Genomic DNA, 9,625 nt, shown 5'->3' on the forward strand with positions numbered 1-9,625 from the left:
GCTCCGCTGCTCCGCTGCTCCGCTGTCTCCCGCTGCTCCAGTGCCCGCCGTTCCATCGCCCTGCCGTATGTGACCCGACCAGGGAGTGACCTCGCGTGTCCGACGAATCCAAGCTCCGCGAATACCTCAAGCGTTCGATCGCCGACGCGCGTGACGTGCGGAGGCAGCTCGAAGAGGTCCAGGGCAAGGCGAACGAGCCCATCGCCGTGGTCGGCATGGCCTGCCGGTTCCCCGGCGGGGTCGCCTCGCCGGAGGACCTGTGGCAGTTGGTCGCCGACGGCGTCGACGCCGTCGGAGGCCTGCCGACCGACCGTGGGTGGGAGCTCGACCGCCTCTACGACCCCGACCCCGAGGCGGCCGGCCGCAGCTACGCCCGGGACGGTGGATTCCTCTACGGCGCGGCCGACTTCGACGCGGGCTTCTTCGGGATCTCGCCGCGCGAGGCGCTGGCGATGGACCCGCAGCAGCGGCTGCTGCTGGAGACGGCGTGGGAGGCGTTCGAGCACGCCGGAATCGACCCGGTGGCGCTGCACGGCAGCCGCACCGGCGTCTACGTCGGCGCCAGCGGCCACGAGTACGGCCCCGGCGTCGACGAGACCCCGGCCGAGGTGGAGGGACTCGTCCTCACCGGCAGCGCTCCCAGCGTCATGTCGGGCCGGGTCGCCTACACCTTCGGTTTCACCGGTCCGACGCTGACGGTCGACACCGCCTGTTCCTCCTCGCTGGTGGCCGTCCACCTGGCGGCGCAGGCGCTGCGCAACGAGGAGTGCCCGCTGGCCGTGGCCGCCGGGGTCACGATCATGTCGACCCCCCGGACGTTCGTGGAGTTCTCGCGGCAGCGGGTCGGGGCGCCGGACGGCCGGTGCAAGTCCTTCTCGGCGGCCGCCGACGGCGCGGGCTGGTCGGAGGGCGTGGGCGTGCTGCTCCTGGAGCGGTTGTCGGACGCGCGGCGGCTCGGGCACCGGGTGTTGGCGGTGGTGCGCGGCAGTGCGGTGAATCAGGACGGTGCGTCGAACGGGCTGACGGCGCCGAACGGTCCTTCGCAGGAGCGGGTGATCCGGCAGGCGTTGGCGGCTGCGGGTCTGTCGGCGTCCGAGGTGGACGCGGTGGAGGCGCACGGGACGGGGACGAAGCTGGGTGATCCGATCGAGGCTCAGGCCCTGCTGGCGACGTACGGGCGTGACCGTGACGCGGACCGGCCGCTCTACCTCGGGTCGGTGAAGTCCAACATCGGACACACCCAGCACGCGGCGGGGATGGCCGGTGTGATCAAGATGGTGCTGGCGATGCGGCACGGCGTCCTGCCCCGGAGCCTGTATGCGGAGGAACCGTCACCGTTCATCGACTGGTCGGCGGGTGCGGTGGAGTTGCTGGGTGAGGCCCGGGAGTGGGTGCCGGGTGAGCGGCCGCGTCGGGCGGGGGTGTCGTCGTTCGGGATCAGTGGCACGAACGCGCACGTGATCGTGGAGGAGGGGGATCCGGCCGTCGCCGTCACGGGTGATCGTGCGGTGATGCCGGTGGTGCCGTGGGTGGTGTCGGCGCGGTCGGTGGAGGCGTTGGACGCGCAGGTGGCGCGGGTGGCTGGGCTGGCGCCCGAGGGTCGTGGCGTCGATCCGGTCGATGTGGGCTGGTCGTTGGCGTCGTCGCGGTCGGTGTTCGAGCAGCGGGCGGTGTTGCTGGGTTCGGATCCGGTGGTGGCGGCCCCGGGTGCGGTGCGGTCTGGTGTGGGGTTCTTGTTCGCGGGCCAGGGTGGTCAGCGGATCGGCATGGGCCGTGAGTTGTCCGAGGCGTTTCCGGTGTTCCGGGCGGCGTTCGAGGAGGTGTGCGCGGGCCTGGACGTGCCGGTCTCCGAGGTGATCGCCTCGGGTGAGGGCTTGGGTAGGACGGGGTTGGCGCAGCCGGCGTTGTTCGCCCTGGAGGTGGCGCTGTTCCGTCTCTTCTCCTCGTGGGGTGTGACGCCGAAGGTCCTCGTCGGACATTCGGTGGGGGAGATCGCGGCGGCCCATGTGGCCGGGGTGCTCGATCTGGCGGACGCGTGCCGGTTGGTGTCGGCTCGGGCGCGTTTGATGGAGGCGTTGCCGGCGGGTGGGGTGATGGTGGCTCTGGAGGCGGCGGAGCACGAGGTGGTCCCGCTCCTCGAAGGCCTGGAGAGTACGGGGATCGCGGCGGTCAACTCGCCGACCTCGCTGGTGGTTTCCGGCGCGGAGGACGAGGTGGCCCAGGTGTTGGAGGCCCTGCCGGGCCGTCGCAGCAAGCGCCTGGAGGTGAGTCACGCCTTCCATTCCCCGTTGATGGCCCCGATGCTGGCGGACTTCCACAGTGTGGTGGCGGGGTTGGAGTTCCACCCGCCCCGCCTCCCGGCGATCTCCACAGTCACCGGCGGCCCGGTGGACGGGGAGTGGTGCGACCCGGGGTACTGGGTCGAGCACGTGGCCCGCACGGTCCGCTTCGCCGACGCCATCACCGCTTCCGGTGTGGGCAGTTGGGTCGAACTCGGCCCCGACGCCGTCCTCGCCGGCCTCGTCGACAACGCCACCCCGACGCTGCGCGCGGACCGCCCCGAGGGACGGCAGGCGGTGACGGCGCTCGCGCACGCCTTCGTCCACGGCGCGGACGTCGACTGGCCGGTGCTGTTCGCGGGCCACGAGCCGCGTCGGGTCGAGCTGCCGACCTACGCCTTCCAACGCGAGCGCTACTGGCTGAAGCCGACGACCCGCACCGGAACCGGCGGCCCGGCCTCCCGTGACTCCCTGCTCCACGAGGTGAGTTGGCGGCCGCTCGACCTTCCGCGCCGCGACACCACCGTGCCCGGGACGTGGCTGGTCCTCACACCGTCCGGGCAGGACGGGCAGGACCGGGACGACCAGCAGGCGGAGGTTGTGCGGCGTCTGGCGGCCGTCGTCGAGAACGTCATCCGCCTGGCGATCGAGCCCGGCGTCGAACTCGACGAGCAGGCGGTCGCCGGTCTGGTGCGCCGGGCTGTCGGTGAGACACCCCTCGCGGGCGCGGTGTCGCTGCTCGGCCCGCGCGCGGGGGCGCTCGTGGCGGTCGCCCGGGCTCTGGACAGCACACCGCTGTGGTGCCTCACGCGCAACGCCGTGGCGGTCGACGCCGAGGACACGACGGTGGATCCGGGCGGGGTCGGCCCGTGGGCGGTCGGGCGGGTGCTCGCCTGGGAGCGGGCCGCGAGCTGGGGCGGCGTCGTCGATCTGCCCGCCGCACCGGGCGAGGAGGACTGGTGCCGGCTGCGTGACGTGCTGGTCGCGGGCCAGGACGCCGACGACCAACTGGCCGTGCGGGCCGGGACGGTGCTCACCCGGCGGCTGCGGCCCGCACGGCCGGGCGGCAGCGCCGTGAACCTGAGCGGAACGGTCGCGGTGGTCGGTGACCTCGGGAGCAGGACCGGCGTGCTCGTGGACTGGCTGCGCGGCGCCGGCGCCGACCGCGTCGTGCTGGTCGGCACGGTGGACGACGCCGGCGACGCCGGTGGAGCGCCCGCACTTCCGGAGGGCGTCGAGCGCGCCCGGTGGAATGCCGCCACGCGGGCGGAGCTCGCCGGAAGCTCCGTCGTCCTCCTCGACGAATCCGGCTGGGAGACCGGCGCGTTGCCGGCCGAGGCGTGGCAGCGACTGGTCACCGGCCGGACCGAACAGCTGTGGGAGCTGCACGAGTGGGCCGGCGCCGGGACGCTGCTGATCCTCTTCTCCGCCGTCGGCGTCATCGGCGGCGCCGCGTCGCCCACCGTGACCCAGGCCGCGGCGGAGGCCGTGGTCCAGCACCGCCGGCGTCTGGGGCTGCGTGGGCTGTCCGTGGCCGTCGGCTCGGACGAGGAGGGCCAGGGCGCCCTCGGGTTCCGCCCGGTCGGTCTGCGCGAGGCGCTGGGGCTGCTGAGCGCCGGGCGGGAGCACGCCGTCGTCGCCGATGTCGACTGGGAGCAGGTGGTCTCCGCGCCGACGGTGGCACGCGCCCACCGCTTCGTCGCGGACCTGCCCGAGGTCAGGGCCCTGCTCGGGGCGGACGCCCGGGCGCTGCGCGACCGGCTGGCCGCACTGGCGGAGACGGACCGCCGCCGGGCGCTCGTCGGTCTGGTCCGGACCGAGGTCGCCGAGGTGCTTGGCTATCCGGAGTCCGGGCCGTTGGAGACCGCCCGCGCCTTCACCGAACTCGGCCTCACCTCGCTGACCGCCGTCGACCTGCGCAACCGTCTGAACGCGCGGACCGGTCTGCGGCTGCCCGTCTCGCTCGCCTTCGACCGACCCACGGTCGAGGCGGTCGCGGATCATCTGGGGTCCGAACTGCTCGGCGCGGACGACGGGGACCGGGCCGTCACCCCGGCCGCCGCGGTCACCGACGAACCGATGGCGATCATCGGTATGGCCTGCCGCTTCCCCGGCGGGATCGGCTCACCCGACGACCTGTGGCGGGCCGTCGCCGACGGCGCCGACATGATCGAGCCGTTCCCCACCGACCGCGGCTGGAACATCGAGGACCTCTACGACCCGGACGCCACGGCCTCGGGGAAGAGCTACACCACCGAAGGCGGCTTCCTCCGGGGAGCGACCGACTTCGACGCCGGCTTCTTCGGCATCTCCCCGCGGGAGGCGATCGGCATGGATCCGCAGCAGCGGCTGCTGCTGGAGACGGCGTGGGAGGCGTTCGAGCACGCCGGTATCGACCCGGTGGCGCGGCGCGACAGCCAGACCGGGGTGTTCGTCGGCGGCAACGGCCAGGACTACGCGACCTCCATGACGCGGGTCCCGGCCGGGGTCGACGGCTACCTCATGACCGGCAACGCCGCCAGCGTCCTGGCGGGCCGGATCGCCTACACCTTCGGTTTCACCGGTCCGGCGTTGACGGTGGACACGGCGTGCTCGTCGTCGCTGGTGGCGCTGCATCTGGCGGTGCAGGCGTTGCGCAACGGTGAGTGTTCGTTGGGTGTGGTGGGTGGGGTGACGGTGATGTCGTCGCCGGGGACGTTCGTGGAGTTCTCGCGGCAGCGGGGGTTGGCGGCGGACGGTCGGTGCAAGTCGTTCTCGGCGGGTGCGGACGGGACGGGGTGGTCCGAGGGTGTCGGTGTGTTGTTGGTGGAGCGGTTGTCGGACGCGCGTCGCAACGGCCATGCGGTGTTGGCGGTGGTGCGGGGGAGCGCGGTGAATCAGGACGGTGCGTCGAACGGGTTGACGGCGCCGAACGGTCCTTCGCAGGAGCGGGTGATCCGGCAGGCGTTGGCGGCTGCGGGTCTGTCGGCGTCCGAGGTGGACGCGGTGGAGGCGCACGGGACGGGGACGAAGCTGGGTGATCCGATCGAGGCCGAGGCGTTGTTGGCGACGTACGGGCGTGATCGTGAGGCGGACCGGCCGCTGTATCTGGGGTCGGTGAAGTCGAACATCGGGCATACGCAGGCGGCCGCGGGTGTGGCGGGTGTGATCAAGATGGTGATGGCGCTGCGGAGCGGCGTCCTGCCGCGCTCGCTCCACCTGGACGAGCCGACACCCCATGTCGACTGGTCCAAGGGGGCCGTCGAGCTGCTGAGTGAAGCGCGGGCCTGGGCGCCGGGCGACCGGCCTCGGCGAGCCGGCATCTCCTCCTTCGGCGCGAGTGGCACGAACGCGCACGTGATCGTGGAGGAGGGGGATTCGGCCGTCGCCGTCACGGGTGATCGTGCGGTGATGCCGGTGGTGCCGTGGGTGGTGTCGGCGCGGTCGGTGGAGGCGTTGGACGCGCAGGTGGCGCGGGTGGCTGGGCTGGCGCCCGAGGGTGGTGGTGTCGATCCGGTCGATGTGGGCTGGTCGTTGGTGGCGTCGCGGGCGGTGTTCGAGCACCGGGCCGTGCTGTTGGGTTCGGGTCCGGCTGTGGTGGCCGCGCCGGGTGCGGCGCGCTCTGGTGTGGGGTTCTTGTTCGCGGGCCAGGGTGGTCAGCGGATCGGCATGGGCCGTGAGTTGTCCGAGGCGTTTCCGGTGTTCCGGGCGGCGTTCGAGGAGGTGTGCGCGGGCCTGGATGTGCCGGTCTCCGAGGTGATCGCCTCGGGTGAGGGCTTGGGTAGGACGGGGTTGGCGCAGCCGGCGTTGTTCGCGTTGGAGGTGGCGCTGTTCCGTCTCTTCTCCTCGTGGGGTGTGACGCCGAAGGTGCTGGTGGGGCATTCGGTGGGGGAGATCGCGGCCGCGCATGTGGCCGGGGTGCTTGATCTGGCGGACGCGTGCCGTCTGGTGTCGGCTCGGGCTCGGTTGATGGAGGCGTTGCCGGCGGGTGGGGTGATGGTGGCTCTGGAGGCGGCGGAGCACGAGGTGGTCCCGCTCCTCGAAGGCCTGGAGAGTACGGGGATCGCGGCGGTCAACTCGCCGACCTCGCTGGTGGTGTCCGGCGCGGAGGACGAGGTCCGCACGGTGCTGGAGGCGTTGCCGGGTCGTCGCAGCAAGCGCCTGGAGGTGAGTCACGCCTTCCATTCCCCACTGATGGCGCCGATGTTGGCGCAGTTCCGTGAGGTGGTGGCGGGGTTGGAGTTCCACCCGCCCCGCCTCCCGGCGGTCTCCACGGTCACCGGCGGCCCGGTGGACGGGGAGTGGTGCGACCCGGGGTACTGGGTCGAGCACGTGGCCCGCACGGTCCGCTTCGCCGACGCCATCACCGCTTCCGGTGTGGACAGTTGGGTCGAACTCGGCCCCGACGCCGTCCTCGCCAGCCTCGTCGACAACGCCACCCCGACGCTGCGCGCGGACCGGCCGGAGGGACGGCAGGCGGTGGCGGCGCTCGCGCACGCCTTCGTCCACGGTGCGGATGTCGACTGGCCGGTGCTGTTCGCGGGCCACGAGCCGCGTCGGGTCGAGCTGCCGACCTACGCCTTCCAACGCGAGCGCTACTGGCTGGAGCCCCTCGCGGGTGATGTGACCTCCGCCGGTCTCACCGACGCGGCGCATCCGCTGCTCGCGGCGGTGGTCGAACTCCCCGACGGGGGAACGGTGCTGACCGGCCGGATCTCGCTCGGCACCCACCCCTGGCTGGCCGGTCACACGGTCCTGGGTTCGGTGCTGCTGCCCGGCGCGGCGTTCGTGGAGCTGGCGCTGACGGCCGGCCGGCGGGTCGGGTGCCCGAGGCTGGAGGAATTGGTGCTCTCCGCGCCGCTGGTGCTGCCGCGCTCGGGGGCCGTCCAGCTCCAGGTGGTGGTCGAGGCGGCGGACGGGTCCGACAGCCGGGCCGTGGCGGTGTACTCGCGGCCGGCCGCCGACGACGCCGATCCCGAGTGGACCCGCCATGTGACCGGTTCGCTGGGCGTCGCCGGGGCCGACCCCGGGGCGGGCTTCGACCGGCCGGACGGCGGTGCGGCGGAGCGTGATCTCACCTTCCTGTACGAGGGGCTGGCCGAACGGGGCTACGACTACGGTCCGGTGTTCCAGGGCCTGCGCAGGCTCTGGCAGTCCGGGGACGAGGTCGTCGCGGAGATCGAGCTGCCGGCGGGTCGCCCGGGTGCGGCCGGTGACTACGTCCTCCACCCTGCGCTGCTGGACGCGGTCGTGCACCCCCTGCTGCCGGGCGTCGTGGACGAGGAGCGCCCGGCCGGCCTGCCGTTCGCCTGGAGCGGGGTGAGCGTGTTCGCGCCGGGGACATCGCGGCTGTGGGTGCGGATCGCACCGGTCGGTCCGGACACGGTGTCGCTGCACATGGTGGACGAGGGGGGCCGGACGGTCGCCAGGATCGATTCCCTGACCTGGCGGGAGGTGACGGCCGACGCCGTCCGGTCCACCGGTCACGAGTCCCTGTTCGCCGTGGAGTGGCAGCCGGTCGAACCGGCGTCGGGGGGCACCGCGTCCTGGGCGGCGCTCGGCGCACCGAGGGACGAACTCCCCTTCCACTACGACGATCTGGCCGCCCTGGGCGCGGCTCTCGACGCGGGGGCGCCGCCGCCGTCGGTGGTGTTGGCGCCGCTGGCCGCCGGGGACCCGGCCGATCCGTCCGCCACGGTCGGTGACGCGCTGGAGCTGGTGCAGGCGTGGCTGGCGGACGAGCGGCTGAGCGGGGCCCGGCTGGTCGTCGTCACCACCCGCGCGGCCGGGCCGGACCCGGCGGATCTCGCCGGGGCGGCCGCCTGGGGCCTGCTGAGGTCGGCCCAGACCGAGCACCCCGACCGGCTGGTGCTGGTCGACGTCGACGACCTGGACCGGGCGGTGCCGCTGCTGCCGGGGGCGGTGGCCTCGGGGGAGCCGCAGCTGGCCCTGCGGGCGGGCGCCGTCCTGGTGCCCAGGGTGGTCCGGTCGGCGGCCGGGGAGAGCGCCCCGGTGTCGTTCCCGGCGACCGGGACGACGCTGATCACCGGCGGCACCGGCGTGCTGGGCGGGCTGGTCGCCCGCCACCTGGTGCGCGCCCACGGGGTGCGCCGGCTCCTGCTGGCCGGCCGGCGCGGCCCGGACGGTCCGGGCGTCGCCGAACTGGTCCGGGAGCTGCGCGAGTCGGGCGCCGAGGTGGACGTGCCGGCCTGCGACGTGACGGACCGGGCCGCCCTGGCCGGTCTGCTGGCCGCCGTGCCCGCGGAGCACCCGCTGACCGGCGTCCTGCACCTGGCCGGGGTCGCCGACGACGGTGTCATCGGGTCGCTGACCCGCCACCGGGTCGCCGAGGTGCTCGCGCCCAAGGCGGACACCGCCCGGCACCTGCACGAGCTCACCCGCGACCTGGACCTGTCGGCGTTCGTCGTGTTCTCCTCGGTCGCGGCCACCTTCGGGGCGCCCGGGCAGGGCAACTACGCGGCCGCCAACGGCTACCTCGACGCGCTGGCCCTGTACCGGCGGGCCCGGGGTCTGCCGGCGCTGTCCCTGTCCTGGGGCCTGTGGGCGCGGGAGAGCGGGATCACCGGCCGGCTGGGCGCGGCGGACCTGCGGCGGCTCGCGCGGGCCGGGGTCATCGCCCTGGACGACGCGACCGGCCTCGACCTGTTCGACGCGGCCCTGGGGACGGGGCAGCCCTGGCTGCTGCCGATGCGGCTGGACAGCAAGGCGCTCCGGGCGCAGGGCGATGCCCTGCCGGCGGTGCTGCGCGGCCTGGTCGGCCGGCCCCGCCGGGCCGGTGCGGCCGCCGGGACGCCCGCGGAGTCCCTGGTGGACCTGCTGGCGCGCACCGCGCCGCAGGACCGGGACCGGCTGATCGACGACGTGGTGGGCCGGGAGATCGCCGTCGTCCTCGGGCATGCCGGGGCCGACGGTCTCGACCGGGACCGGACCTTCGCGGAGCTGGGCTTCGACTCGCTGACCGCGGTGGACCTGCGCAACCGGCTCACCGCCCTGGCGGGGCGGCGCCTGCCGGCCACCCTGGCGTTCGACTATCCGACCCCGACCGCGCTGGCGGGCTATCTGCGCGCCGAACTGCGGGACCGGGCACCGGACGCCGGCCATCCCGTGCTGGACCGCCTGGAGGCGCTGGAGGCCGCCACGGGCACCACCGACCTCGACGCGTCCACCCGGGGGCAGGCGGTGGAGCGGCTGCGCGCGCTGCTCTCCCGGTGGACGGCCGACACCGAGGCGGCCCAGGTCACCGAGAGGCTGGCCGACGCCTCCGCGGACGAGGTCTACGACTTCGTCACCAGGGAGCTCGGGATCTCCCTCAGCTGAGCACGTCCGAACGCGACACCGATCGGGGC

Annotated in this window: 1 pseudogene; it reads left to right on the forward strand. The window is 74.0% G+C overall.

From position 1 onward, the window contains the following. Nucleotides 1-113: 113 nt before the first annotated feature. Nucleotides 114-9,596 (forward strand): annotated as a pseudogene (locus ACFXHB_RS00130) (type I polyketide synthase); the annotation flags it as partial. Nucleotides 9,597-9,625 lie beyond the last annotated feature (29 nt).

It is taken from the genome of Kitasatospora sp. NPDC059327 (genome assembly GCF_042752535.1).
Lineage (GTDB): Bacteria > Actinomycetota > Actinomycetes > Streptomycetales > Streptomycetaceae > Kitasatospora.